This is a genomic window from Pseudomonas sp. B20, assembly GCF_020515755.1.
Lineage (GTDB): Bacteria > Pseudomonadota > Gammaproteobacteria > Pseudomonadales > Pseudomonadaceae > Aquipseudomonas > Aquipseudomonas syringae.
The window spans coordinates 12,306-37,472 of record NZ_JAHPJG010000020.1 but is presented as its reverse complement, the minus strand read 5'-3'; the positions used below and the strand labels follow the sequence as shown (position 1 = coordinate 37,472).

Annotated in this window: 24 protein-coding genes and 1 other RNA gene; 12 read left to right on the top strand and 13 right to left on the bottom strand. The window is 60.6% G+C overall.

The features are described 5' to 3' along the window. Positions 1–40 precede the first annotated feature (40 nt). Together LIX91_RS19165 and LIX91_RS19160 are read left to right on the top strand one after the other, a co-directional pair. The gene (locus LIX91_RS19165; protein WP_103696238.1) at positions 41–511 is read left to right on the top strand and encodes a MarR family transcriptional regulator; all 471 of its coding nucleotides are present in this window, start codon (positions 41–43) and stop codon (positions 509–511) included. A 116-nt stretch (positions 512–627) separates the two neighbouring features. Then, positions 628–1,821, top strand: a complete 1,194-nt coding sequence (locus LIX91_RS19160) for a benzoate/H(+) symporter BenE family transporter (RefSeq protein WP_226488977.1) — start codon at positions 628–630, stop codon at positions 1,819–1,821. A gap of 28 nt (positions 1,822–1,849) precedes the next feature. Here the strand turns inward: LIX91_RS19160 and LIX91_RS19155 are convergent, their stop codons facing one another. Next, positions 1,850–2,785 carry an LD-carboxypeptidase gene (locus LIX91_RS19155; protein WP_032702765.1) on the bottom strand — a complete coding sequence of 312 codons (936 nt, stop codon included), beginning with the start codon at positions 2,783–2,785 and terminating at the stop codon, positions 1,850–1,852. Positions 2,786–3,017: 232 nt separating this feature from the next. Between LIX91_RS19155 and LIX91_RS19150 the strand changes: the two genes are divergently transcribed. Next, a complete protein-coding gene (locus LIX91_RS19150) occupies positions 3,018–4,025 on the top strand; it encodes an NADP-dependent oxidoreductase (RefSeq protein WP_024648185.1) in 1,008 nt (335 codons plus the stop codon). A gap of 77 nt (positions 4,026–4,102) precedes the next feature. Here the strand turns inward: LIX91_RS19150 and pyrF are convergent, their stop codons facing one another. Continuing rightward, entirely contained in the window at positions 4,103–4,801 is a 699-nt protein-coding gene (gene pyrF / locus LIX91_RS19145; protein ID WP_003415842.1) for an orotidine-5'-phosphate decarboxylase, read from the bottom strand. A gap of 291 nt (positions 4,802–5,092) precedes the next feature. Here pyrF and eat point away from each other — a divergent pair, with 291 nt between their 5' ends. Both eat and LIX91_RS19135 read left to right on the top strand, forming a co-directional pair. Next, entirely contained in the window at positions 5,093–6,457 is a 1,365-nt protein-coding gene (gene eat, locus LIX91_RS19140; RefSeq protein ID WP_003415841.1) for an ethanolamine permease, read from the top strand. A gap of 118 nt (positions 6,458–6,575) precedes the next feature. Continuing rightward, positions 6,576–6,743 (top strand): DUF2897 family protein, encoded by a 168-nt coding sequence (locus tag LIX91_RS19135; RefSeq protein ID WP_226488976.1) that lies wholly within the window; start codon positions 6,576–6,578, stop codon positions 6,741–6,743. A gap of 35 nt (positions 6,744–6,778) precedes the next feature. On the opposite strand, the gene LIX91_RS19130 is transcribed toward LIX91_RS19135, so the two are convergent. Then, positions 6,779–7,618 carry a substrate-binding periplasmic protein gene (locus tag LIX91_RS19130; protein ID WP_032702763.1) on the bottom strand — a complete coding sequence of 280 codons (840 nt, stop codon included), beginning with the start codon at positions 7,616–7,618 and terminating at the stop codon, positions 6,779–6,781. Positions 7,619–7,870: 252 nt separating this feature from the next. On the opposite strand from LIX91_RS19130, the gene LIX91_RS19125 reads away from it, so the two are divergent. Next, positions 7,871–8,413 carry an exonuclease domain-containing protein gene (locus LIX91_RS19125; RefSeq protein ID WP_003315164.1) on the top strand — a complete coding sequence of 181 codons (543 nt, stop codon included), beginning with the start codon at positions 7,871–7,873 and terminating at the stop codon, positions 8,411–8,413. Positions 8,414–8,525: 112 nt separating this feature from the next. Further along, positions 8,526–8,807 (top strand): pyrimidine/purine nucleoside phosphorylase, encoded by a 282-nt coding sequence (locus LIX91_RS19120; RefSeq protein ID WP_003343080.1) that lies wholly within the window; start codon positions 8,526–8,528, stop codon positions 8,805–8,807. Positions 8,808–8,866: 59 nt separating this feature from the next. Here the strand turns inward: LIX91_RS19120 and LIX91_RS19115 are convergent, their stop codons facing one another. Beyond that, on the bottom strand, positions 8,867–10,636 hold the full coding sequence (locus tag LIX91_RS19115; protein ID WP_103696233.1) for an ABC transporter transmembrane domain-containing protein: 1,770 nt from the start codon (positions 10,634–10,636) through the stop codon (positions 8,867–8,869). A gap of 286 nt (positions 10,637–10,922) precedes the next feature. Here LIX91_RS19115 and LIX91_RS19110 point away from each other — a divergent pair, with 286 nt between their 5' ends. Continuing rightward, entirely contained in the window at positions 10,923–11,093 is a 171-nt protein-coding gene (locus LIX91_RS19110; RefSeq protein WP_226488975.1) for a PA1571 family protein, read from the top strand. Positions 11,094–11,167: 74 nt separating this feature from the next. On the opposite strand, the gene pdxB is transcribed toward LIX91_RS19110, so the two are convergent. The 4 genes from pdxB to dnaX form a co-directional block, all read right to left on the bottom strand. Then, positions 11,168–12,310, bottom strand: a complete 1,143-nt coding sequence (pdxB, locus tag LIX91_RS19105; protein ID WP_226488974.1) for a 4-phosphoerythronate dehydrogenase PdxB — start codon at positions 12,308–12,310, stop codon at positions 11,168–11,170. 89 nt (positions 12,311–12,399) lie between these two features. Then, positions 12,400–12,654: a sulfurtransferase TusA gene (gene tusA, locus LIX91_RS19100; protein ID WP_003315171.1), complete on the bottom strand. Its 255-nt coding sequence runs from the start codon at positions 12,652–12,654 to the stop codon at positions 12,400–12,402. Positions 12,655–12,802: 148 nt separating this feature from the next. Further along, a complete protein-coding gene (locus tag LIX91_RS19095) occupies positions 12,803–13,129 on the bottom strand; it encodes a YbaB/EbfC family nucleoid-associated protein (RefSeq protein WP_002552818.1) in 327 nt (108 codons plus the stop codon). A 61-nt stretch (positions 13,130–13,190) separates the two neighbouring features. After that, positions 13,191–15,401 (bottom strand): DNA polymerase III subunit gamma/tau, encoded by a 2,211-nt coding sequence (gene dnaX / locus LIX91_RS19090; RefSeq protein WP_226488973.1) that lies wholly within the window; start codon positions 15,399–15,401, stop codon positions 13,191–13,193. A gap of 100 nt (positions 15,402–15,501) precedes the next feature. Here dnaX and LIX91_RS19085 point away from each other — a divergent pair, with 100 nt between their 5' ends. Then, on the top strand, positions 15,502–16,296 hold the full coding sequence (locus tag LIX91_RS19085; protein WP_032698367.1) for a substrate-binding periplasmic protein: 795 nt from the start codon (positions 15,502–15,504) through the stop codon (positions 16,294–16,296). A 93-nt stretch (positions 16,297–16,389) separates the two neighbouring features. Further along, positions 16,390–18,075, top strand: coding sequence for an acid phosphatase (acpA, locus tag LIX91_RS19080; RefSeq protein ID WP_003415833.1), 1,686 nt, complete (start codon positions 16,390–16,392; stop codon positions 18,073–18,075). Between the two features lie 5 nt (positions 18,076–18,080). Here acpA and LIX91_RS19075 read toward each other — a convergent pair whose 3' ends face one another. Next, positions 18,081–19,205: a mechanosensitive ion channel family protein gene (locus LIX91_RS19075; RefSeq protein WP_226488972.1), complete on the bottom strand. Its 1,125-nt coding sequence runs from the start codon at positions 19,203–19,205 to the stop codon at positions 18,081–18,083. 336 nt (positions 19,206–19,541) lie between these two features. Between LIX91_RS19075 and LIX91_RS19070 the strand changes: the two genes are divergently transcribed. Further along, positions 19,542–20,195 carry a DUF1826 domain-containing protein gene (locus tag LIX91_RS19070; RefSeq protein WP_003415832.1) on the top strand — a complete coding sequence of 218 codons (654 nt, stop codon included), beginning with the start codon at positions 19,542–19,544 and terminating at the stop codon, positions 20,193–20,195. A 179-nt stretch (positions 20,196–20,374) separates the two neighbouring features. Here LIX91_RS19070 and ffs read toward each other — a convergent pair. Both ffs and LIX91_RS19060 read right to left on the bottom strand, forming a co-directional pair. Further along, positions 20,375–20,471: signal recognition particle sRNA small type (gene ffs, locus LIX91_RS19065), an RNA gene on the bottom strand. A gap of 62 nt (positions 20,472–20,533) precedes the next feature. Then, on the bottom strand, positions 20,534–20,698 hold the full coding sequence (locus tag LIX91_RS19060) for a hypothetical protein (protein ID WP_163023250.1): 165 nt from the start codon (positions 20,696–20,698) through the stop codon (positions 20,534–20,536). Between LIX91_RS19060 and LIX91_RS19055 the strand changes: the two genes are divergently transcribed. Beyond that, the gene (locus tag LIX91_RS19055) at positions 20,697–21,185 is read left to right on the top strand and encodes a GNAT family N-acetyltransferase (protein WP_226488971.1); all 489 of its coding nucleotides are present in this window, start codon (positions 20,697–20,699) and stop codon (positions 21,183–21,185) included. The two genes, LIX91_RS19060 and LIX91_RS19055, sit on opposite strands and share 2 nt — an antisense overlap. 56 nt (positions 21,186–21,241) lie before the next feature. On the opposite strand, the gene LIX91_RS19050 is transcribed toward LIX91_RS19055, so the two are convergent. Both LIX91_RS19050 and ligA read right to left on the bottom strand, forming a co-directional pair. Continuing rightward, the gene (locus tag LIX91_RS19050; RefSeq protein ID WP_032698400.1) at positions 21,242–22,408 is read right to left on the bottom strand and encodes a putative zinc-binding metallopeptidase; all 1,167 of its coding nucleotides are present in this window, start codon (positions 22,406–22,408) and stop codon (positions 21,242–21,244) included. A 297-nt stretch (positions 22,409–22,705) separates the two neighbouring features. Next, entirely contained in the window at positions 22,706–25,069 is a 2,364-nt protein-coding gene (gene ligA / locus LIX91_RS19045; protein ID WP_003423394.1) for an NAD-dependent DNA ligase LigA, read from the bottom strand. Positions 25,070–25,167 lie beyond the last annotated feature (98 nt).

Below are 25,167 nucleotides of genomic sequence, written 5' to 3'. Positions count from 1 at the left end.
GGTTGACTCAAATTACGACGATCAACCCGGATACGTCAACATGCTTGACCTTAAAAAACCTGCCAATCAAAAAATGGCCATGGAAGCGTTCTTCTTCGGCTATCAGGCATTCACTGCCAAGGCTGATGAAATACTGGCCAGACGCGGCTTCAGTCGCGTGCACCAGCGCATCGTCTTTTTCATTGCCCGCTACCCCGGCCTGAGCGTCAAGGAGCTGCTCACCGTATTGGGCGTCAGCAAACAGGCCCTCAATGCCCCGCTGCGCCAGCTGATCGCCATGAATCTGGTGCACAGCGCGGCCCCCGAGAATGACAAGCGCAAACGGCTGCTGGGCCTCACCGACGAAGGCGCTCTTTTTGAACAGGGCTTGCGCCGCGAACAGGTCAAACTGCTGCAGCGGGTGTTCGCCGAGGCGGGTCAGGATGCCGTGGATGGCTGGCTGACGGTCAATCGGGCGCTGGGCCAGACCCTGCAGTCCGGCGCCTGCCCGGCCGGGGCTGACACCGAGTAAACGCCACGGCTGTAACTGTGCTGGCGTTTACTCGTGTCGCTGTATTGCAAGGCCGAGCGGCCAGGCGTTTAGGCTTGGCGCCCTTTGCTACCTGCCCGTTTCAAGGAACGCCCAGCATGAACCAATCCCTCAAGGTGCCATTGCGCCCGCTGACAGACTCATCGCCGTCGGCGGTGGTGGCCGGTTTCATCGCCATGATGACCGGCTGCACCAGTTCGCTGGTGCTGATGTTCCAGGCGGGCCAGGCGGCAGGGCTGAGCAGCGTGCAGATTTCATCCTGGCTGTGGGCGCTGTTCATGGGCATGGCGGTGTGCAGCATCGGCCTCTCGCTGCGCTACCGCATGCCGATTACCGTGGCGTGGTCGACACCCGGCGCTGCACTGCTGATCACCAGCCTGGGCGGTGTCAGCTACCCGCAGGCCATTGGCGCGTTCATCACCAGCGCGCTGCTGGTGATTCTGTGCGGGGTGACCGGCAGTTTCGAGCGCATCGTGCGGCGTCTGCCAGCCTCGCTGGCCGCGGCCTTGCTGGCAGGGATTCTGTTCCGGATCGGCAGTGAGATCTTTATTGCCGCACAGCACCACACCAGCCTGGTGCTGGGCATGTTTTTCACTTACCTGCTGGTCAAGCGCCTGTCGCCGCGCTACTCGGTGCTGCTCGCGCTGCTGGTCGGCATCGGCATTTCAGGCATGCTGGGGCTGCTGGACTTTGACGGCCTGGCGCTGGAAGTCGCCATGCCGGTCTGGACCACTCCCGAGTTTTCATGGGCGGCAACGGTCAGCATCGGCATCCCGCTGTTCGTGGTGGCCATGACCTCGCAGAACATGCCCGGTGTGGCCGTGTTACGGGCCGACGGCTACTTCCCGCCGACCTCACCACTGATATCGGTGACCGGCTTTGCCTCACTGCTCACGGCACCGTTTGGCTGCCACGGGATCAATCTGGCGGCGATCAGTGCCGCCATCTGTACCGGCCCTCATGCGCATGAGGACAAATCCAAACGCTATACAGCGGCGATCTGGTGCGGGATTTTCTATGCAATAGCCGGCATTTTCGGTGCCACCCTGGCGGGTCTGTTCAGTGCGTTCCCCAAGGAGCTGATGCTCTCGATTGCTGCCCTGGCATTGCTCGGGTCGATCACCAATGGCCTGACTGTTGCCATGGCCGAACCGAGGGAACGCGAACCTGCCTTGATCACTTTCATGGTGACCGCTTCAGGACTGACGCTGTTTTCCATAGGCTCGGCATTCTGGGGCATCGTCGCAGGCTTGCTGACCTTGCTGATCCTCAACGCACGCAAGGCGGACTAGGCCAACCGCCAACAGCGCGGCAGGGACATCAACTACGCGCGGCGGCGGCTACCAGCAGGGTTCCGGCGTCGGCATCGAGTATCGCATGGGTGCCCAGGGGCACTGCCTGATTGGGATCTCCATGCCCTACCGGCAGACCGCCGAGCACCGGGATGCCGAGACTGCCCAGCCGCTCCAGCAGCACGTCCGCGGGGCTGATGGTGCGGCCAGTGTTAGCGGCAGGCGTAAATTCGCCAACTGCGATACCTGCCAGACGCGCAAGGATTCCGCAGTTGCCCAGGTGGGTGAGCATGCGGTCGACCCGGTAGGCGGGTTCGTTGACCTCTTCGATGAGCAGGATCGCGCCGCTCAGATCAGGCATGAACGGCGTACCCACAGAGGTGTCGAGGATGCACAGGTTGCCGCCCAACAGCAGGCCCTGCGCGCTGCCAGCGGTTCTGACCCTGGCCGTTGGCGAGGCCGCATCAGCCTTGAGCAAGACCGGCTCGGTGCTCATCAGCACATGGCGCATACCGCTGACGAACAGGCCACCACGTTCCAGCTGCGAAGCGACCGGTCCATGGATGGTCGCCAGGCGCGCGTGGTTCCACAGCGCACCGTGCAACGCGGTGATGTCAGAAAAGCCAGTCACCAGCTTGGGGTCACAACGCACCGCGTCCATATCCACCTGCTGGACAATCCTTTGCACGCCATAACCACCGCGAGTGCACAGGACCGCGCGGATTTCCGGATCGGCCAGCGCGTCGTTGAGGTCAGCGAGCCGCTCTTCATCGGTCCCCGAATAGAACGAGTAGTTGCCCAGCGCATGCGGATAGACCCGTGGACGCAGCCCCCACCCCTCGAGTACCGCCACCGCAGCCTGGATTTTGCCGGGGTCCACAGGCCCTGCCGGAGATACCAGCGCAACGGCGTCGCCAGCTCGCAGAGCCCGGGGGTGGAGAGTGTTCGAAGAGGTAGCAGGCATCACGGTCGTCCAAGCGTTGATCGAACAAGGAATCTAGAGCACTGAGGGGGGGCGACTCAAGCCATATCCGTCGTCAGCATGTTTCATCCGCAGATCCGTCTGAACGCCAGCGGCTCAACGTACTCCTATCAACCACATGGATCAAACGGCATTCGCTGGGTGATCGCTTCTTGCCCGAATGGCGCGATGAGCGTTTGAATCCATTCTTGAACCCTTTTCAGGAGACCCTGCCATGACCGATCTTTCCAACCGCCAGTTCCTGCTCGCCAAGCGCCCTTCGGGCGATGCGCGCCGTGAAGACTTTACCTATCAGGAAGTCCCGGTCAGCGCACTTGCCGACGGGCAGATTCTGGTCAGGAACAAATACCTGTCACTGGACCCGGCAATGCGTGGCTGGATGAATGACGGCAAATCCTATATTCCAGCCGTAAAGCTGGGCGAAGTGATGCGTGCCCTCGGCGTGGGTGAAGTACTTGAATCGAAAAACCCAAAGTTCGCCGTAGGTGACCACGTCCAGGGCGCTCTGGGCGTGCAGGACTACTTTGCCGGTGAGCCGAAGGGCTTCTACAAGGTGGATACCAGCCTTGCCCCCCTGCCGCTTTATCTATCGGCACTGGGCATGACCGGCATGACTGCGTACCTGGCGCTGCTGGACGTCGGCCAACCGAAAAGCGGTGACACCGTGGTGATTTCCGGTGCGGCTGGTGCTGTCGGCAGCGTGGCCGGGCAAATTGCCAAGCTCAAGGGCTGCCGGGTCGTCGGCATCGCGGGAGGCACGGCAAAATGCCGTCTGCTGACCGAGGAACTAGGCTTTGACGCAGCCATCGACTACAAATCCGAGGACGTCATGGACGGTCTGAAACGCCACTGCCCGGATGGCGTGAACGTGTACTTCGACAACGTCGGTGGCGACATTCTCGACGCGGCTCTCAGCCAGCTGGCGGTCGGCGCGCGCGTAGTGATCTGTGGCGCCATCAGTCAGTACAACAGCACCAAGGCGATCAAAGGCCCGGCCAACTACATGTCGTTGCTGGTCAACCGTGCTCGCATGGAAGGCTTCATCGTACTGGACCACCCGGAGCGCTTTGCAGAAGCGGGTCAGGTCATGGCCGGCTGGATCAAGGAAGGCAAGCTCAAGAGCAAGGAGCACATCGTGGACGGTCTCGAGACGTTCCCGGAAACCTTCCAGATGCTGTTCAGCGGTGAGAATCAGGGCAAGCTGATCCTGAAAGTGGAATAAACCCGCAGGCTTTTCGCAGCGTCACAGCCCTTCTCCGCTAGGCGGGTAATGCGCCGTGACGCTACGCATCCATCCACTCAAGCCAGCTCGGCAACCACCGCCGCCAAGGCCTTCGCCGGGTCAGCCGCCTGGCTGATCGGGCGACCGATGACAAGGTAGTCAGAACCTGCATCCAGTGCCTGACGAGGGGTCAGGATACGACGCTGATCGTCCTGCGCACTGCCCGCCGGGCGGATGCCAGGTGTCACCAGTTGCAATGACGGGTGAGCGGCTTTCAGAGCCTGCGCTTCCAGCGCCGAGCAGACCAGACCATCCATCCCGGCTTTCTCGGCCAGAGCAGCGAGGCGCAGCACCTGCACCTGCGGATCGATGTCCAGACCGATACCGGCCAGGTCTTCACGTTCCATGCTGGTCAGAACGGTCACACCGATCAGCAACGGCTGTGGACCGGTGCGCTGCTCAAGCACTTCCCGGCAGGCCGCCATCATGCGCAAGCCGCCCGAGCAGTGCACATTGACCATCCACACGCCCATCTCGGCCGCCGCCTTGACCGCCATCGCCGTGGTGTTGGGGATGTCGTGGAATTTGAGATCCAGAAATACTTCGAAGCCCCTGTGGCGCAGGGTCTCGACGATGTCGGCCGCGCAACTGGTGAACAGTTCCTTGCCGACTTTGACCCTGCACAGCTTGGGATCGAGCTGATCAGCCAGGCGCAAGGCGGCTTCACGGGTCGGAAAATCCAGGGCGACGATGACAGGAGTCTGGCAGGCGGACATGAGCGTGGTCTCAGGTAAGTCGAAATCGGCGCGCATTGTAGCCGAACCGGCGCACTGGCGGGACCCATAGAACAGCATTTGTCCAGTGGTGGTCGTAAAAAGTCACGATTTCCTGCACCTGCAGCGACCATCGCTACGTTAGCCTGCACCGAATCTGCACAACAGGGTGAATCTGTTCATCCTGACGTTCCACAAACGACCTGTTTTGAAGCAACACGACAATGAACAGTGCACTGGCACGGCCTCTGCAACAGGATGTTTCAACGATTATCGAATCTCAGGGAGATAACAATGAGCACGCAACTCAAGCCGACACTCGGCACGATTCACTTATGGGGGATCGCCGTCGGGCTGGTGATTTCCGGCGAATACTTTGGCTGGAGCTACGGCTGGGGCGTCGCGGGTACGTTGGGCTTTTTGGTAACAGCACTGATGGTTGCCACCATGTACACCTGTTTCATCTTCAGTTTTACCGAGCTCACCACGGCCATCCCGCACGCGGGCGGTCCATTCGCCTACAGCCGTCGCGCCTTTGGCGAAAAAGGCGGACTGATCGCCGGCATGGCCACCCTGATCGAATTCGTCTTTGCGCCACCGGCCATTGCCATGGCGATCGGTGCGTACCTTAACGTGCAATACCCGGGGCTGGACCCCAAGCATGCCGCAGTTGGCGCCTACATCGTATTCATGGCGCTCAACATCGTGGGCGTGAAGCTCGCAGCAACCTTCGAGCTGGTGGTGTGCATTCTGGCCGTCGCCGAATTGCTGGTGTTCATGGGCGTCGTCGCACCTGCATTCAGTTTCAGCAATTTCGCCCTGAACGGCTGGGCCGGTTCACAGACTTTCGGACCCGAAGCCATTGCCGGCATGTTCGCTGCCATCCCCTTCGCCATCTGGTTCTTCCTGGCCATCGAAGGCGCTGCAATGGCCGCCGAAGAAGCCAAGGACCCGAAACGCACCATTCCGAAGGCCTACATCAGTGGCATTCTGACCTTGGTGATACTGGCTATCGGCGTCATGCTGTTCGCCGGTGGCGTGGGCGACTGGCGCACCCTGGCCAACATCAACGATCCGCTGCCGCAGGCCATGAAAGCCGTGGTCGGTGACAGCTCCGGCTGGCTGCACATGCTGGTGTGGATCGGCCTGTTCGGTCTGGTCGCCAGCTTCCACGGGATCATCATGGGCTACTCGCGCCAGTTCTTTGCCCTCGCCCGCGCCGGCTACCTGCCCGCCTCGCTGGCCAGACTCTCGCGCTTCCAGACACCGCACCGGGCAATCATCGCCGGCGGCCTGATCGGCATCGCCGCGATCTACAGCGATGGCCTGATCAACCTGAGCGGCATGACGCTGACCGCTGCGATGATCACCATGGCCGTATTCGGCGCCATCGTCATGTACATCATGAGCATGCTCAGCCTGTTCAAACTGCGCAAGACCGAGCCTGGCCTGGAGCGCACGTTCCGCGCCCCCGGTTATCCGGTAGTGCCCGGCATCGCGCTGGCGCTGGCCGTCGTGTGCCTGGTGGCAATGGCCTGGTTCAACGCACTGATCGGCCTGATTTTCCTGGGCCTGATGGCCATCGGCTTCATCTATTTCAGCCTGACCGCCAAATCGCGCGCCGACGCGCCGACCGACGCGATGCTGACCGGGAAGTAATTGCCAGGCTCTTGGGGTTGCAGGCGAATGCTTTCGTACGCAACCCTTTCAAGGCGCATACACTTGAACCATTGGGCAGCTGTGCTGCTCAAACCGGTATCACAACAAGGAGAGCGCTATGCCCTGGTATGCCTGGTTAATTCTGCTCGTAGCCATTGGCTCGGTCGTCGGCGGTCTGATGATGCTGCGCGACACAGCCAACAAACTGCCCCTCACTGAAGAACAGCTCAAGCGCGTCCACGAGCGCAACGCAGAAATGGATGCCAAGGACGCCAACGACCGTTGAGAGCCTCCGGGTGGCAGGTGCAAAACCTGCCCCTGCTAGTTGCCGGGCATCTCGGCATTCACCGGAAGCACCTTGATATGAAGTGGCTCGAAAATCTTCGCCAACTGCCCATCTGCACGCAACCTTTCCAGTAGCTGTTTGAAGTGTGGCACGTCGATGCTGCCATTCGGGCGCAACAACGCATATTGACGATAGACCTGATCGATACGGTCGGACACCATCAACTGCGCCGCTTCTTCCTTGTTATGCGCCATGAAATCAATCAGGTACGAACGGGTAACAGGCGCAATATCGGCGCGGCCGCGCACCACCATCAGCAAGTTGCTGTCGTGGGAGTACGTGGAGGTAATGGTGAAGTGCTCGCTCAGGTACTTCTGATCGGTATTGAAGTTGGCAAATCCATAATGATAGCCACTGAACAATGCCAGACGTTTGTCAGCCAGAGTGTCGAAGTAATCCTGCCCGCGTCCTTCCACCCGGCGCGCCACATAGACCTCGGCATCCTCGAGCCCCATATCGAGCTGTTCATGGGGAATGTCCTTCCAGCCCCACTCGGGGTTTTCGAAGACTGCAACATCGAAACGCCCTTCCGTGAAATCACGAAAACGCCGAGGCACCGATGTCGGAATCATCACGAATTCATATTCGTCCTGCTCGCCATTGAGTGCCTCGACCAGCCTGGGTAAAAGACCGGCGTCCTCACCTTTTTCAGGGCGCACCATGTAAGGGGGGAAATGCACTGCGGCCACCCGCACGATTTGCGCGGCGAAGACCTGCTGCGTTGCCATCAACGGAATGAAGAGCATGACACCGGTAACGATCCCGCGCGCCACACCGTCAATTAACACTGCAAGTCTTTTCATAAAACACGACATCAATCAAAGCCGTTCAAGCTATGCGGTTTCCGTGATTTAAACAACTGTCAAATCGACGGCGTCAGTGCTCTGCGGTGCGCTTGCAGTATTCGTCCAGGCGAGTGACAGCGGCCCGCGAGGCACCAATGCAATCACCTGTGGTCACTGTAGGGGCAGTTGTAACAACAAGGGTGCCGATGCAAAGCCCAGAGTGTGCGCAACGGGTTAATCTGGCTACGCTGAAGCCATTGACTATCGTAAGGAAGCTTGATGATGCCGCACTGGCTGGTGATTGATCTTGAGGCCACGACCGAAGAAGGTGGATGGCCGGTCGCAGAAATGGAAGTCATCGAGATAGGCGCGACGCTGGTCAACCAGGACGGACGCGAGCTGGACCATTTCGAGCGCTTCGTGCGCCCGGCACGCAGGCCGTTGCTGACCCATTTCTGCCGCGAGCTGACCCATATCAACCAGAGCAGCATCGACAGCGCTGCGCCGCTGACGACGGTGTGGCCGCAGTTCGAGCGCTGGTTGAGCCATCACCGTGCACGCATCGTGGGCTGGGCCAGTTGGGGGGATTACGATCGCCAGCAACTGGAGGAGGAATGGCGCCATCATCACCTCGACAGTGCGCTGTCCAGCATGCCGCACGTCAATCTCAAACAGCGTTTCGCCCAGGCCCGCCACTTACAGAAGCCGATGGGACTGAACAGTGCCTTGCAACTGGCAGGCATGCAGTTCAGCGGGCAGCAGCACCGCGCTCTGGTCGATGCGCGCAATACTGCCAGACTGCTGCCGTTGATCCTGCCCAATTGAATGCCGCTGCAGGTCGACGCTTCGTCAGCATCGACGTGCAAGGGGCGTGACGAGTTTTACCGTGTTGGGCATACTGGCGAGCCATTTTCAGCCCTTTCAAAAGGAATCGCCCATGTTCAAGGTCAACGAGTACTTCGACGGCACCGTCAAATCCATCGCCTTCACCCAGGCCGATGGTGAGGCAACCATCGGTGTCATGGCAGCGGGCGAATATGAGTTCGGTACGGCGCAACGGGAAATCATGCATGTGATCTCCGGCGAGTTGAGCGTGAAGCTTCCGGACAGCACTGACTGGGAAACCTTTGCCACCGGCAACCAGTTCAACGTACCGGCCAACAGCAAGTTCCAGATCAAGGTCAAAGTCGATACCGCCTACCTGTGCGAATATCGCTGAGGCTCAGCGAGTGGGAGGCTTGACCTCCCACGTTGCCCACACGCCCTTCTCGCCCTCTCCTATTCAACCCCGGCATTGAACTGCAACGCCGCCAGTCGCGCATAAAGCGGGTTGCTGGCGATCAACTGCTGATGGGTGCCCACGGCCACCAACCGCCCCTGATCCATGACGGCAATCCGGTCGGCATTCTGCACCGTGGCCAGCCGGTGGGCGATGACCAGCGTGGTACGCCCCTGCATCAGGCTCGGCAGGGCCTGTTGAATCAAGTGCTCACTCTGCGCGTCCAGCGCACTGGTCGCCTCGTCCAGCAACAGAATCGGCGCATCGACCAGCAAGGCGCGGGCAATCGCCAGACGCTGCCGCTGTCCGCCGGACAAGCCCACACCGCCCTCACCCAGATGCGTACGATAGCCGTCGGCCATGTCGAGAATGAACTCATGCGCATGGGCGATGCGCGCCGCCGCCTCTACCTGCTCAAGGCTCGCGGTGGCGTTACCGTAACGAATGTTGTCTTCGACACTGCCGAAAAACAGTGCGGGCGATTGTGAAACCAGCGCGAAGCAGCGGCGCAGATCATGGGGGTCGAGCTGCGCGATCGGCACGCCCTCGATCAGGATGCGCCCTTGAATCGGGTCGTAAAAACGCAGCAGCAGATCCAGAATGGTCGACTTGCCCGCGCCGGAGGGCCCGACCAGCGCCAGGGTTTCACCGGGCTCGATGCTCAGGGTCAGGTCATCCAGCGCATTGCGCTCGGGGCGCGACGGGTAGGCGAAGGTGACATTCTCCAGCGCCAGGCGCCCACTGATGCGCTGCGGCAGGCTCTGCAGGTCCGTGGTCGGCACGCTGATCTCGCTGCGCGCCTGAAGCAGCTCGCCGATCCTCTCCGCCGCACCGGCGGCACGCTGCAGATCGCCAATCACTTCGCTCAACGTGCCGAACGCCATGCCGACCATCAGCGCGTAGAACACGAACGCTGCCAGCTCGCCGCTGGAGATGCGGCCGCTGATCACGTCCATGCCGCCCACCCACAACATCACCGCCACCGCACCCAGCACCAGGACGATCACCAGCGTGATCAGCCAGGAGCGCTGCAGGATGCGTTTACGAGCGGTCTCGAACGCCTGCTCCACAGTATGCGAAAAGCGCTGTTTGTCCTGCTGCTGATGATTGTAGGCCTGCACCGTCTTGATCTGCCCCAGGGCCTCGGCCACGTAGCTGCCCACATTGGCGACCCGGTCCTGACTCTCGCGCGACAGGTTTCGTACCCGCCGCCCGAACATGAGAATGGGCGCGATGATCAGCGGCAACGCCACCACCACGATACTGGTGAGTTTGGGGTTGGTGATGAACAACAGCACGATGCCGCCGATGACCATCAGCGCATTGCGCAGGAACATCGACAGTGACGAGCCGATCACCGACTGCAACAACGTGGTATCGGCGGTCAGTCGCGACTGGATTTCCGAACTGCGATTATTCTCGTAGAAGCCCGGATGCAGTTCGATCAGGTGATCGAATACTTTCTTGCGCAAGTCGGCAACCACACGCTCACCGATCCAAGACACCAGATAGAAGCGGGCGAAGGTTCCGACGGCGAGGCCGACCGTCAGCAGCATGAAAAAACCGATCGAGCGTTCGAGCAACTGCGGTGAACGGGTCATGAATCCCTGATCGACCATCAGTTTGATGCCCTGCCCGATCGACAGGGTGATGCCCGCGGTAATGACCAGTGCCAGCAATGCGCCGAGCGCCTGCCAGCGATACGGCGCGATGAAACTCGCAGCCAGACGCAAGGCCTGGCGATGACGTCGGGTAATCCGTGAAATCATGAACGATGAACCTGCCTGTCTGCCCGATCTGTCTGAATTGCAAAGCCTACACCTGTGTTGCCGGGCGCGCCGAACATCATTTCGAATGAACTTGCGGCCGGCTTGCAGAGTCAGGTTATGACTGCTTTACAGAGGCCGCTATAAGACATCGATCTAAGCGCCTGCTGGCAGATTTGCATCATATCTGTTGCACTTGGAGCGCGTTTGAGCGGCTGACAGTACCTGTCACGGACCGGTCATCAAGCGCGGTTAACTTAACGCCGTTACCTGATGAAAGGAGAAAACCATGAACCCGCAAGAGCGCAGCAACGAAGTTCAAGTCGTTCGAGCCACGCCCAATCTGCCGGTTGGCGGTGCCATTCTCGACCAGCACGGGCAAGAAGTCCTGATCACCGAAGAAATGGTTCAGGCTGCCTGCCAGGAATGCGACAAGTACTGGGTAACACCGGAAAAATAAAACCGAGCCGTACCAGACATTTGAAACCCGACCACCAGGTCGGGTTTTTTATTGCCCGATAGCCCGGTTGACGATCAGACCAGCACCGCGCCCAGTGCCCGCACCAGGTGCGCCAATGGTTCGGACTCGCCCTCCAGGCTTACCTTCAGCCCTTCGATTTCCCGGCGTGGCGGGTACTGCTTGCGCAATGCATCGAAGGCCAGACGCTGGCTGGCGGTGTTACCGGTCAGGCTGCGGCGGAAATCCGCATCGTCACGACGCGGGTCATACACGCCACGGCACAGCATATTGAGCGCCCAGACCGGGTCGCAGGCCGCGTCAAGACTGACCTGCGCCAGCCAGGGTCTTGGCAGCAGATCGTCCAGCTTGATCGTCGCAGGCTGATCAAGAAAGCCACACAGCGCCTGATAGATCTGCGCCGTGCCGCGCTGCCTGCCATCCAGGCTGTAACCCGCGATATGCGGTGTACCCAGAACGCACAAGTCAGCCAGCGCGACGTTGACCTGCGGCTCGCCTTCCCACACGTCCAGCACGGCCTGCAGGTCTTCCCGCTCAAGCAGGATGTCGTGCAGCGCTGCGTTATCCACCACGGCGCCACGGCTGGCATTGATCAGCCAGGCACCCTGCCGGAGCTGACGCAGACGCGCGTCGTCGAGCAGGTGCCAGGTTGGTGACGCCCCGGTTTTGCTCAGCGGCGTATGCAGGCTGATGACGTCACAGCGCTGCAGGATCTCGTCGAGGCTGACGAAGTCACCGCCTTCGGCAGCCTGGCGTGGCGGATCGCAAACAAGTACGTTCCAGCCCAGAGCCTTCAATACGCTGATCAGCCGACCACCCACCTGCCCCGCACCGACCACTCCGTAGGTGCGCTGCGCAAGGTCAACACCCTCGATTTCAGCCAGCGTCAACAGGCTGCCGAGCACGTAGTCCACCACGCCGCGCGCATTGCAGCCCGGAGCGCTGGCCCACTGGATACCGGCTTGCTGAAACCAGTCCAGATCCAGGTGATCGGTGCCAATGGTGCAGGTCCCGACAAAACGCACCGAGCTGCCTTCAAGCAGTTCGCGAGTCACTGCGGTGACCGAGCGAACCAGCAGGATGTCGGCATCCGCCACCGCGGCTCGGTCCATGGCGCGGCCCGGCAAACGATGAATCTCACCGAAATGAGCAAAAAAGGCGTCGAGCAGGGGAATATTTTCGTCAGCAACAATGCGCATGGAGGACTCTCTGGGTCTGGCGAACAGGGACCTGCTCGAATCGGGAACAGGTGCGTCGTGAACAGGCGCGGGTTGCAGCGATGTGGCGATCAGTCGGACTTCTTGCGGATCCAGTAGAGGAACGTGCCCTCTTCGGCTTGCTCCGCAACCAGCTCATGGCCAAGAAATACACAGAATTTCGGGATATCGCGACGCGTGGACGGATCGGTTGCAGTGACCTTGAGCAGACCGCCCGCAGGCAGATCACGCACCTTCTGGTGCAACATCATCACCGGTTCCGGACAGAACAGCCCGACGGCATCCAGCTCGGCGTCGACAGTGAGGTTTTCAATGGGCTCAGACATGGGGCACTCCAGAGACGGGGGAAGATTGTCGCTCAATTCAGTCGATCAGGCCAAATGCTGATGGTTGTACTGTGGTCGAGTGGCGGCGCATGGCAGACAGAAAAATGCCAGGCACAGGGCCTGGCATTGTTCATAAGCCGGGCGACCGTCAGAACGGCAGCTTCATACCGGGCGGCAACTGCATGCCAGCGGTCATGGAAGCCGTCTTGTCCTGGCTGGCCTGCTCGATCTTGCGCACAGCGTCGTTGACGGCGGCGGCGATCAGGTCTTCCAGCACTTCCTTGTCTTCCTGCATCAGGCTGTCATCCAGATTGATGCGCTTGACGTCATGACGACCGGTCATCACCACACTCACCAGGCCTGCGCCCGATTGACCGGTGACTTCCGCGTTGGCCAGTTCTTCCTGCATCTTGGCCATTTTTTCCTGCATTTGCTGCGCCTGCTTCATCAGGCCAGCCATGCCACCTTTCATCATGGGATATCTCCTCGAAAATGGATGGTTCGTTTGCGTGGCGCCAGCGGCGCCCTGTGTTCAGTTATTGAGCCGGCACCGCAGGCGCGTCCACCGGTTTGATCGTGTCTTCCCGGATCACAGCGCCAAACTGTTGCAGCATCTGCTGGATATACGGGTCGGCCTGGATCGAGGCTTCGGCCTGGCGCTGGCGCTCGGCACGCAATCGTGAAGCAGCCTGCGCAGGGGTTTCCTGCTCGGGCTTGATCAGCTCGATACTCAGATTGATCGTGCGCCCATGATACTGGTTCAACGCATCGTTCAGGCGCCGCTGCTGCGTCGAGTTGAACAGTGCGCTGTGCGCCGGGTCCAGGTGCAGCAGCCAGTTGTCGCCATCGGCCGAGATCAGTGTGCAGTTGGCCGCGATGCTGCCGGTCATCCCGGAGATCGGTAGCTTGGGGAACACGTCCAGCCACTCGGCCGCAAGACCAGTGGCCGGTTTGGCGGCTGGAGCAGGCTCGGGCTCGACGGCTTCAAGCTCAACGACACTTTCGTGGGCCAGCTCGTCCAGATAGCTGTAGGACGCCGGGTCTATGTCGATATCCGGCTCGACGTAATCGTCATCCGCTGGCGGCTCGTCGTCACGCCCCATCGGCCCGGAGTCGGAAGACATCGAATCGGTGTGCGTGGACAGATACGCAGAGTCCGGGATGGCTTCGAGCATTGCCGGCGTGACCGGCTGCTCGGCGGCCGGCTGTGCAGACTCGGCTTCAGGTGCGGCCGGCACCGGGCTGGCGGGCGCAGGCGTCGGCATGCGCGTCAGGTCGGGCTGCTCGGAAACGGTCTCCAGAACCGGCTCGGCCACTGGCTCGACATCAGATTCTGCAACAGATTCGCTAGGCGGCGCAGTTTCGGCAGCCGGGGATTTCGGTTCATTCCACGGCAGGTCGAGGTCTTCGACCGGCGCGGCTTGTGGCTCAGGCTTCGATTCCGGCTGTACCGCGGGCTCTGGCCGGACGGAGACCGGCATTGGGGCTGCTGCAGGCGGCAGCGCTTCGAAGGCTGGATCGGGCGCAGCCATCACCGGGGCGGTCGACACTGCGGGAGCTGCCGATGCAACAGGTGTCGCATCAGCCACTACTTTTCGGGAATCAACCGTGGCCTGGCTGATCCCCACTGGCTTTAGCGGCTGCCTCGGCGCGTCCTCGCTGTCGGCAGGACGGAACGCCAGCATGCGCAGCAGGACCATCTCGAAGCCGCCACGCGGATCAGGGGCCAATGGCAGGTCACGACGACCAATCAAGCCCATCTGGTAGTAAAACTGCACGTCTTCGGCAGGCAGGGCCTGAGCCAGGGCCAGCACCCGATCACGATCACCATGACCGTTGTCGACGCCTTCCGGCAACGCCTGGGCAATCGCCACACGGTGCAGCACGTTGAGGATTTCCGAGAGCACGCCATTCCAGTCAGGGCCTTGCTCGGCCAGATGGCGCACCGCCTCCAGCACCCCGCGGGCATCGCCTTCCAGCAGTGCGGTCAGTACATCGAACACCTGACCGTGGTCCAGCGTGCCGAGCATCGCACGTACATCGGCAGCCATGACCTTGCCTTCACCGAAGGCAATGGCCTGATCGGTGAGGCTCATCGCATCACGCATCGAACCATCGGCGGCGCGCCCGAGCAGCCACAGCGCGTCGTCTTCGAAGGGCACGTTCTCGACGCCCAGCACGTGGGTCAGATGCTCGACCACGCGTTCAGGCGTCATGTTTTTCAGCGAGAACTGCAGGCAGCGCGAAAGAATGGTCGCCGGCAGCTTTTGCGGATCGGTGGTGGCGAGGATGAACTTGACGTAGGGCGGCGGCTCTTCAAGCGTCTTGAGCAAGGCGTTGAACGAGTGGCTGGAAAGCATGTGCACTTCGTCGATCAGGTAGACCTTGAAGCGGCCGCGGCTGGGCGCGTATTGCACGTTATCCAGCAGCTCGCGCGTATCTTCGACCTTGGTGCGGCTGGCGGCGTCGATTTCGATCAGGTCGACGAAACGGCCCTCGTCGATCTCCTTGCACACCGAACAGGTGCCGCAGGGCGTCGAAGTAATGCCGGTTTCACAGTTCAGGCACTTGGCGATGATGCGCGCGATAGTCGTCTTGCCGACGCCGCGGGTGCCGGTAAACAGATAGGCATGGTGCAGGCGCTGGCTGTCCAGCGCGTTGATCAGGGCCTTCAACACATGAGCCTGGCCGACCATTTCGCGGAACGAGCGCGGACGCCATTTACGTGCAAGAACCTGATAACTCATTTAAAACCGTCGCAACTGTTAAGCGGAAGACCGCCAATGCTAGCCGAGCAGGGGCAAAATTGCATCTGGTGTCCGTCTCTATTGTGGCTAAGCTGTGCAAATGACTCAATTGACGCGCTTTATTCGGGCCTTCACCACGCCGCGGCTGCCTCGTGCAGCAGCGCTCTGTCTGCTATTGCTGTTGCCGCAAACCGGCCGCGCAGCGCAGGGGACCTTGAGCTTTGCAGTCAACGAAGGCTGGACCATGCCGATGATGCACATTACCGACTTTCGTCCCGAATCCGGCATTCTGTTCGACATCATGCAAAGCCTTGCGCACCATGTGGGCCTCGAAGCCCGTTATCACGTGATGCCGCGCCTGCGTATCCAGTCGGCGCTCGAGCGCGGCGAAGTCGACATGCACTGCTACAGCGCCCAGGCGTGGTACCCGGATCTGTCCGGGGACTACCTGTGGAGCCTGCCGATTCTCTATCAGCGCGACTGGCTGGTCGCTTCGGCGGCAACGGCTGCCGGCCCCTACCCCGAGCAGTTCGACAACGAAACCGTCGGCACCGTGCTGGGCTACACCTACCCGGCCCTGCAGCATCTTTTCGAGGCGCATAAACTGGTCCGTGAAGATGCACGCACGCAGAACCAGACGCTCGGCAAACTGATGGCCGGGCGCTACAACTATGCGGTGACCAATCAGTTGATCCTCGAATGGACCAACCGGAACCTGCCTGTCGGCAAGAAGCTCATGCCGATATCAATGGTCGCCGAACAGCCGGCCGCCTGCATGATCCGCAATAACCCCGAACTGCCGGTGGGCAGAATTTTGCGCACGTTGGTGCAGATGCGTCTGTCTGGCGAGATCCAGCAGATCATCGATCACTACACCACGCCCACCACCCCCTGATCCTTGATCTGCGCTGTCGCAATAGCGTCATATTCCATGGTTACGCTCGCGTGAAATCTTTGGTAACACATTAACCAGCGCGAGTATTTGGCGATGAGCGACAGACCAGACGACGAAGATACCAACGAAAACCCCAGCCGCCGTCGTTTTCTGGGCGGGATGGCTGCCTTGGGTGCAGGTGTCACCCTTAGCAGTTACGTTTCCGCCCACGAGAAGCCGCCTGGCGACAACGAACGGCATCATCACCTTGCCGGACCCGCGCTGGATCGCGCCTTGCGCGAAAATGTGAAAACCATTGTGGTGATCTACGCCGAGAACCGCAGCTTCAATAACCTGTTCGGCGATTTCCCCGGTGTCGAAAAGCCGCTCTCCTCGCTCAGGCCTTCCGATTACGAGCAGCGCGACCGCGACGGTACGCGCTTGTCCAAACTGCCACCGGCCTGGGGCGGCGTGCTCCAGGTCGGACCGCAAACCGTCGATGGCGTGACCTATCCGGTGGGCGAGCAGTTTCAGCAAGACCTGCCCAACGCGCCGTTCCCGCTCAAGGGACCAAACGGTGAAGACCTGCCGCTGAGCCTGGTGACCCGCGACCTGTGGCACGTCTTTTACCAGAACCAGATGCAGATCAACGACGGCAAGAACGACCGTTTCGTGGCCTGGGCGGATGCGGGCGGCCTGACCATGGGCAACTACGCACAGACTCAGTACTCGCTGCGCCTGTGGGACGTGGCCAAGGAGTTCGTGCTGTGTGACAACTTCTTCCAGGGTGCTTTCGGCGGCTCGTTCCTCAACCACCAGTACCTGATTTCAGCCACCGCGCCTGTTTACCCGAACGCCGCCGAATCTCCGGCCAAGTCGCAAATCGCCACCCTGCAGAGCTTCAACCCGCTGGACCCGCGCCTCAAACCGCTCGACAAGTCGCCGGCCAGCGCCATGGACGGGCCGCCACAATTCGGCCCCAGCGCCATTACGCCGGACAACTACGCGGTCAACACCATGGCCCCGCCGTACTGGCCAACCTGGCTGCGCGACCCGCAGAACCCTGATTACTCGAAACCGGATCTGCCCAACGTGCTGGTTCCACAAAGCCACGAGCACATCGGTGACAAGCTGTCGAAAAGGAATGTTGACTGGGCCTGGTATGCCGGCGCCTGGCAAGTGACGCTGGATGAGTTCAAGGACTCCACCGGGATCCCGAAAATCCCCAACTTTCAATACCATCACCAGCCGTTCAACTACTTCAAGCAGCAGGGTCCGCAGCACCCTGAAGAGCGCAAGAAGCGCCTGCGTGATGGTGGGCTGGGTGACGAGTCGAGCACCAATCGCTTCCTCGCCGATGCCGAAGCGGGCAAGTTGCCTGCGGTGACCTTCTACAAGCCCCAGGGCAACCTGAACATGCACGCCGGTTACGCCGATGTGGCTGCGGGTGACCGGCACATCGACCGGGTGGTCAAGGTGCTGCGCAAGAGCCCGCAGTGGGACAACATGGTGATCGTCATCACCGTCGACGAGAACGGCGGCTGGTGGGACCACGTCGCGCCGCCAAAAGGCGACCGCTTCGGTCCCGGTACCCGTGTTCCGGCGCTGGTCATCTCCCCTTTCGCCCGCAAGGGCAAGGTCGACCACACGGTTTACGACACCGCCTCGATCCTGCGCCTGATCACCCGCGTGCATGGCCTGGAGAAGCTCGACGGTCTGAAACGCCGCGACGAGGCCATGATCGCGCGAGGCCAGACGCCGATGGGCGACCTGACCAACGCGCTGCAGTTTCCGGCCTGATTCCATCAGGTCGTCGCGTCGGCAGCCTCCAGCGCAGTCGGACGAGCGGTTTTAACCGGTGGCAGGGACGCCACGTACACCGTGCGGGACGGGAACGCGAAACGCACATCCAGTTCGGCAAAGGCTTCCATGATGTCCAGATTGATCGCCTGCTGCACATCCATATAGACGTTGTAGCTGGGGTCGAGCACGATGAAAACGGTCTCGAACTCCAGTGATGTCTCGCCAAAACCCCGAAAATGCGAACGGTCGAAACGCGCCAGCTTCTGCGCGTTGATGATCGCTTCGACTTTCTTCGGCACTTCCCTGATCTGATTGACCGAGCAGTCATAGGTCAGCCTGAATTCGAAGACGATGCGTCGTTCCTGCAAGCGTTTGTAGTTCTGAATGGTGTTGTTGATCATGTCAGCGTTGGCCATCACGATCTGCTCGCCACCCAGGCTGCGGATCCGCGTGGTCTTCAGGCCCACGTGCTCGACCGTGCCGGACAGCGCGCCGACGACGATGAAGTCGCCGACCTCGAAAGGCTTGTCCACGGCGATGGACAGCGAGGCAAACACGTCACCCAGAATGTTCTGCACCGCCAGCGCGACCGCAATACCACCGACCCCGAGGCTGGCGACGAACGCGGTGATATTGACCCCGACGTTCGACAGCATCGCCATGACCACCGTGGCCCACAGCAACACTTTCGCGCCCCACAGACTCAACGTGGCCAGCGCACTGCCCTGAAAAGTGCCGCCAGCGTTGTGACGCACGAAGTAGCGCTGCAACGCCAGCGCGATCGCCCGGTTCGCCCACAACCCGACCTGCAATGCGGCGACCACGAACCATAGGCTGCTGACCCGCCCGAGCCAGCGTTCCGGCAGGTCGAGCATGCCGATGCCGATCAGAATCGAAGCCAGCAGCAATAAGGTATTACTGGTGCCCGACAGCACCTGCACCACGATGTATCGCATATGCGTGCTGGGCGCATCCGCACGCGAACGCATCTTTCTGAGCACAAAACCGATCACGCCCCTGACCAGAATAAAACTCAGGGTCGAGGCGAAGATAGCCAATATCCAGTTAGCGAGCGATATGCCCAGAAATTGCGAGTCTGTGAAAAATCTGATGATGTCCTGTTCCATCCGGCCCCCGGCTCCACTGCTGCGAGACGCCTGACCGAAAAGCCCGTGACACCCGCAGCGACTTGAATTGCCCCTTGCCGTAAAACGGTTTCAAGCGACGCGTAAGGGGTTAGGGGATGTGTGGAAGTGAGGGTTCAGTTGAATTGGCTATTGATCGATCACCTGAACGCACACCGAGTTTTCACTGTTCGTCGAAACTGATCGGACAGCATGGAACTGCTCCTCAATGAGTTGCCACTCACGGCCCCGAGCGACGGGCTACCAAGCCCCAAGCGTTCAAGCGGCCCAAAAGGCCAATTCGTGATTAACACCACATTCAACCAGAGGAAAATATCCGTGACCTACGGCATTCGCGGCGGAGTTGGCACATCGGCTTACTACACCCAGCCCCAGCCTTTTGATGAGTTGAAGCTGAAGCCGGAACAGATTCAGGAAAAGACGGCAAAACTCATGGAGAAAGGGTATTTCACCGTTCCCATAGCAGAACCTACAAGACGTTTTTTGCATGAGCAAAGCAGTCTCAGTAACCCGGCCTGGAGACAGGAGACCGTTGGAAAGGTTATTGATCTGAAAGCAACCGACTACGAACGATCAATAACGGCCGTAGCGAAGGACATTGCAACCACGCTCACCGGGGAACAGCGACAATTGAGACCTCATGAGTTCCAACTGCGAAGGGCCAAAAATCAGGGCGCAGACCAATGGCATCAGGATAAAGGGCCAAAAAAGGTCATCTGCATCGCCACTATCGAGGGTCGCGGCACCGAATACGTGAAGCGCGCAGAATCGGAAGGAATATTTGAAGCGGGGTATTTTGGGAAAATGACGCCTCTGGACGCCAAGGCTGTCGAGCAGAGGACCAGGGAAGCCAAGCAAGACCGCTTCTATTTCTTTGCGGGCAAAGGTATTTGCGAAGACAGCATTCCCAAACTAGTACACCGCTCGCCACATCAGAGTGGTCGCTCCATCTTCCTGGCACGATGGCAGTAAGGCAGGCCACGCAGGATTAACCGCCGGATTGGAGACATCCGGCGGTTATCTCCGTGACGGGCAGACTGTTTTTACAGACGCACGAAGTTCTCGCCAGCGCAGGGCGCAGTCGAAACAGGAACAGGCTGTTATTTTTACGAGCAGGCGCCTTTCAGAAAGGGCCTTGAGATGGGTGGTGCCCCCACCAGCCACACCCCGGCACACAATGTTCCCGCTGTGGCTGCTGCCTTCCGGCTCTGACCAGGTTCACGGGTAATCGTTGCGGGGGGACCGATGGGGTCACCATAACGACACTCACCAGTTGGCGAGCCGCGCCATTGTACCGGTCTTGCGCGAGTTTACAACCGTTGCTGCGGATAAAAATTTCGAGGGGGCTCAAGCACTTGTGTGCCGGGGCTGAAAGGCAAATGCGTATTGCTCTGCGGCGTGACAAATCCTCGAAACGGCCCCATTCGATCCTGTACCCTGCCCGCCTCAACATAATCAGCCAGCAGGTTGCTCATGCAGACTCGATTGGTCGACTACCACGACCTCAGCGCCTCTCAACGCCAGCAGCTCGGATACCTCGAGGTTACGCAGGAACAGATCCAGTTCTCCGGCGACATCTACACAGCACTCAATACGCTTCTGGTCAGACCCAGCCCGAACATTTGCGGCTTCGTGTTGCTCGGTGACGAGAAGCCCGTCGGGTTTTTCCTGCTCAAACGCTATGACTGTCTGCCGCACTGGGCTCAGGAGGATCTGACGGCGACACTGCATGCGTTGCAGATCGATCACCGCGAACAGGGCAAGGGGCTGGGCAAGGCGTGCCTGCAAGCACTGCCTGCGGCGTTGCGCCTGAAATGGCCGGACATCACTCAATTGATGCTGTCGGTGGATGCGGACAACTCGGCTGCCATCGGGCTTTATACAGGCCAGGGCTGGGTGGATACCGGCGAGGCGTATCGCGGGAGAATCGGCTTCGAGCGCAGGCTGACCCTGACGCTTTGAACCTGCTTTGAACACATGCCTGACACGCCGCCGAAGCGTGTCAGGCACGCCCCCCGTTACTGGGCCTGCAGAACCTCATCAGCCTTGCCACCGGCATCCTGAATCACCAGATGGATGAAGTGCAGCTTGGCGATAACCGCTGGCGGCAGCACGAACGGATAGAAATCCGGCTGCCCCATGCTGCGTGACAGCTCGTTGAGCATGCTCGCCAGCTCGATCCAGGCATTGACGAACGACAGGAACGCCGGGCCGCCCGGATGCTGAGGGTCGTAGAGCACTTCCAGCGGAAACGGCTGGTAATCGAGCTCCATGTCGCGAGCACTCATGCCAAACCCCAGCGCGGTGTCGACCGCATCCATCATGTGCAGGTAATGCGCCCAGGTTTCGGCCCAGTCTTCCCATGAGTGCATGGTCGCGTAGGCACTGACGAAGCTTTCCTGCCAGTTGTCCGGCGCGCCGTTCTTGTAGTGGTGATCGAGGGCGTCGGCATAGCTGGCGCGCTCGTCGCCGAACAGGTTGCGATAGCTGTCCTGCCAGTGGGTATTGGCGATGAGCCGATCCCAGTAGTAATGACCGACTTCATGACGGAAATGGCCGAGCAAGGTGCGATAGGGTTCGTGCATCTGTACGCGCATCGCTTCGCGGTGTGCGTCGTCGGCCTCTTCGATGTTCAGGGTAATCAGGCCGTTGGCATGGCCTGTGGTTGGCAGGTTGCCTTCCAGATCGACACCGACAAAATCGAAGGCCAGGCCAGCTTCTTCGTCAATCGTCTTGGGAATGACCTGCAGCCCCAGGGAAATCAATTGCGCGACCAGACGCCGTTTGGCGGTCTCGACCTTGCGCCAGCGCTCGCCGTTTTCAATCACGGACAGGTCTGGAATGGTGTGATTGAGGCTGCAGGCGACACAGAATTCGCCGGCATTGTGCTCTGGAAAAAGCCAGTTACAGGCTGCCGGGGTGCCAAGGTTGGCGCAACGCCGATACAGCCCGGCACCCGGCTCATCGCTCAGGCGCCAGGTAGTAGGCTCAGGCCCCGCTTCGAGCGTAGCGACACGCCCCTGCTCAGGCAGGTAGCCCAGCGCTGCAGAACAGGCCAGGCATTGGGTATTGGGGAAAAACACCGACTGGCCACAGGTGCACTGCCAGACCTTGCTGTTACGTTTGGATTCGCCGACAAATGGGGCGGTGATGCGTGAACTCAATTGCTCGAAGAAGCGGTACATGGCGATCTCCCGTTGGCCTTGCATGGACTAGATCATGCCGACGCTTCAGGGGTTCAAAAATATTATCGAGCGGCATGGATGATAAGGCTGACAGCGTGTTCATGGGCCAAAACGGTGCGTCGCACGGTAGTGGGGATTATCGTTCCTCACGCTCCAGCGTGGGATTGCAGTGCGTGACGCTCCGCGTCACAGATCTACGCCGCACCCTCACACTCAAGATCGGACGCAGAGCATCCAGAACTGCATGCGACGCGGAGCGTCGCACGATCATCAGGGCATACGGAGCGTCGGCCTCCCTCAATCAACCGCCACGCCCAGCTCGGTCAGGCGTTTGAGCAGTGCGTCTTCGTCCAGCACGGTAAGACCCAGTTCGTTGGCCTTGGTCAGTTTCGAGCCGGCACCAGGCCCGGCGACCACGGTGTGGGTCTTGGCCGAGACCGAGCCGGACACCTTGGCGCCGAGGCTTTCGAGCTTTTCCTTGGCGACATCGCGGCTCATGCGTTCCAGCGAGCCGGTCAGCACCCAGGTCTGGCCAGCCAGCGGCAAGCCTTCAACGGTTTTTTTCTCGCTGCGCCAGTGCATGCCGAAGTCCTTGAGCTGGGCTTCGATGGCGCGGGCGCGTTCGGCGTTTGCGCTGTCGTCGAAGAAGTCACGGACCGACTTGGCCTGTTTCTCCGGCAGTGCCTGACGCATGTCCAGCCAGTCGGCGCTGATGATGGCCTCCAGCGTACCGAACCGGTCCGCCAGTTTCTGCGCAGCACCCGGCCCTACCGACGGAATGTGCAGTTTGTCGATCAGCCCTTCCAGTGTGGTGCTGGCCGCGAACTCGGCGCCCAGCTCGCCCTGGTCCTGCAATTGCAGCCCGCATTCACCGAGCAGCGCATCGATGACGCTACGGTTGTGCTCGTCCTCGAAGAAGCTGTGAATCTCGTAAGCCACTTCCAGGCCGACATCCGGCAGGTAGGTCAGGACTTCCGGCAAGGCCTGTTTGACACGCTCCAGCGACGCCAGCGAACGCGCCAGGACCTTGGCCGTCTCTTCACCCACATCGGGAATGCCCAAGGCATAGATGAAGCGCGCCAGGGTCGGCTGTCGGCTGTCGGCGATAGCCTTGAGCAGCTTGTTGCTGGAGATTTCCGCGAAGCCTTCCAGGTCGATGATCTGTTCGTATTTCAGCTTGTACAGATCGGCAGGCGAGCCGATGAGTTTCTCATCCACCAGTTGCTCGATGGTCTTGTCACCCAGCCCTTCGATGTCCATGGCGCGACGCGACACATAATGGATGATCGCCTGCTTGAGTTGCGCACCGCAGGCCAGACGCCCGACACAGCGATACACTGCGCCCTCGGTGACGGTTTCCTTGCCTTTGCTGCGTTTGATCAGTTGCGTGCGCTCGACGTGCGAGCCGCACACCGGGCAGGTCTGCGGAACCTGCACTGCCCTGGCATTCTCGGGGCGGCGCTCGGCAACGACCTGCACCACCTGCGGAATCACGTCACCGGCACGCCGGATGATCACCGTGTCGCCAATCATCAGGCCGAGCCGCGCCACTTCGTCCATGTTATGCAGCGTGGCATTGGCGACCATGACGCCTGCCACCTTGACCGGCTTGAGCCGCGCGACCGGCGTCACTGCGCCGGTACGGCCCACCTGGAATTCGACATCCAGCAGTTCGGTGAGCTCTTCCATGGCGGGGAATTTGTGGGCAATCGCCCAGCGTGGCTCACGGGCGCGGAAGCCCAGTTCGCGCTGCGCTGCCAGGTTATTGACCTTGAACACCACGCCGTCGATCTCGTAAGTCAGCGCCAGGCGTCGCTCACCTATATCGCGGTAATAGGCCAGACACTCCTCGACGCCATTCGCCAGTTTCAGCTCGCGACTGACCGGCATGCCCCATTTTTTCAGCGCTTCAAGCACGCCGATATGCGTGTCGGCGATTTCTGCCGACGTCTGGCCCAGACCATAGCAACAGAACTCCAGCGGCCGGTTGGCGGTGATCTTGGAATCCAGCTGACGCAGACTGCCCGCTGCTGCGTTGCGCGGGTTGGCGAAGGTCTTGCCGCCGATTTCCAGCTGACTGGCGTTGAGGCGCTCGAAACCGGCCTTGGACATGAACACTTCACCGCGCACTTCCAGCACATCCGGCCAGCCCTTGCCTTGCAGCTTGAGCGGGATGTTACGCACTGTGCGCACGTTGACACTGATGTCTTCGCCGGTGGTTCCGTCGCCGCGTGTCGCGCCCCGCACCAGCGCGCCGTCGCGATACAGCAGGCTGACTGCCAGGCCGTCCAGCTTGGGTTCGCAGCTGTACTGCACCTTGCTGCCTTCGCCAAACAGGTCGCCGGCCGGCAAGTCCAGCCCCTCGGTCACCCGCCGATCGAATTCGAGCATGTCGTTTTCTTCGAACGCGTTGCCCAGGCTGAGCATCGGCATTTCGTGACGCACCTGGGTGAACGCCGACAAGGCAGCGCTTCCGACCCGTTGCGTCGGCGAATCAGGAGTAACCAGATGGGGGTTTTCCGCCTCCAGGGCCTTGAGCTCGTGAAACAGGCGGTCGTACTCGACATCCGGAATGCTCGGTTCATCCAGAACGTGGTAGCGGTAGTTGTGCTGATCCAGCTCTGCACGGAGTTCCAGAATTCGGGTTTCGACGGCCTTCATACGGTGTTCTCTCAAAAAGCAAAAAAGCAGCCGAGGCTGCTTAATCTGTTGGCTCTGTTCTGTTCAGGTCAGGCCCCGACAGGGCGTACCGCAGCACG